We start from the raw sequence: 1,193 nt of genomic DNA, 5'->3' as shown, positions 1-1,193 counted from the left end.
TGAGTATTTGATGCCTTGAGAGCCACCCAATCTTGCGCTTCAGAGCCACCGATCGTGCGGAAGAGAGCCAGTGGTGGTGTGCTTGGGAGCCACTGGCCCTCGACCTCGTCGTTAGGCGCTGGCCAGGGCGGTCTGCTCCCTCATGTTGTAGGTGCCGGTGTCGACCCAGGTGGTGTTGTGGATGATGCGGTCCATGATGGCGTCGGCGTGGACGCCGGCGCCGAGGCGCTGATGCCAGTCCTTCTGTTGATACTGGGTGCAGAACACCGTCGACGTCTCGCCGTAACGGCGCTCCATCAACTCCAGCAACATCGTCCGCATCGATTCCGTCGGCCGATCAAGTAACCACTCGTCGATGACGAGCAGGGTGAAGGCAGCGTATTTCCGGAGGAACTTGCCGGCGCCGCCGGGGGTGTCTTGAGCTGCGACCCAGGCCTCTTCGAGGTCGGGCATCCGAACATAATGGGCGCGGATCCGATGTTCGCAGGCGCGTTTCGCGATCGCGCAGCCCAGATACGACTTCCCCGACCCGGTGAACCCCTGGAAGACGACGTTCTGCTGCCGAGTGACGAACAAGCAGGTCCCGAGTTGGGTCAGGAGCTGCCGGTTGAGGCCGCGCTCGTCGAGCAGGTCGATGCGCCGCAGGTCCGCGTTGGGGTAACGAAGCCCCGCCCGTCGGATCAGCCCGTCCACTTTCGAGTGCATGAAGGTGGAGTAGGCGTCGTCGACGGCCAGGCGGACCCGTTCCTCGAACGACAAGCTGATGCTGAGGGTGTCGTCTTGGAGGTCGATGGCCTCCACCAGCTCGCCGGCGTTCATCTCGCGGAGCTTGCGTTTGGTCTCCCCATCCAGGACGCTCATCGGGTGCCTCCGGCGTAGTAGGCGCCGCCGCGAACATAACCGCCATCATCCGGCTCGGGCTCGGGGGTGTGTCCGGTTTTGTCCTGTCCGGTGTCGAGGATCGGCCGCAGGTGCGCATAGCGGGGTGAGCGGATCGGGCCCCGCAGCGCCAGCACGCAGGCCGCTTCGAGGCGTGCCGGGGAGAATCGGCGCGACAGTTTCAGCACCGCCAGCGCCGCGTCGAAGCCGGCCTCATCGATGAACACGGTCTCGAAGATCTTGGCTGTCACTGCCGCCGTCGCAGGTCCGACCCGCGCCGCCCACTCCTCGATCCGGCCCCGGTCCCAGGCCTG

The 1,193-nt window shown here is 65.4% G+C and carries 1 protein-coding gene and 1 pseudogene; both read right to left on the bottom strand.

Annotated features, from left to right (window positions below; all coding sequences use genetic code 11):
- Positions 1-111: 111 nt before the first annotated feature.
- Positions 112-861, bottom strand: a complete 750-nt coding sequence (locus NG698_RS21590) for an ATP-binding protein (RefSeq protein ID WP_252612347.1) — start codon at positions 859-861, stop codon at positions 112-114.
- Positions 858-1,193: pseudogene (locus NG698_RS21585) on the bottom strand (IS21 family transposase); the annotation flags it as partial. The gene NG698_RS21590 and the pseudogene NG698_RS21585, both read right to left, overlap by 4 nt.

This window comes from Pseudarthrobacter raffinosi (assembly GCF_023913735.1).
In the GTDB taxonomy this organism is placed as follows: domain Bacteria; phylum Actinomycetota; class Actinomycetes; order Actinomycetales; family Micrococcaceae; genus Arthrobacter; species Arthrobacter raffinosi.
This window is presented reverse-complemented; position numbering and strand designations above follow the sequence as displayed.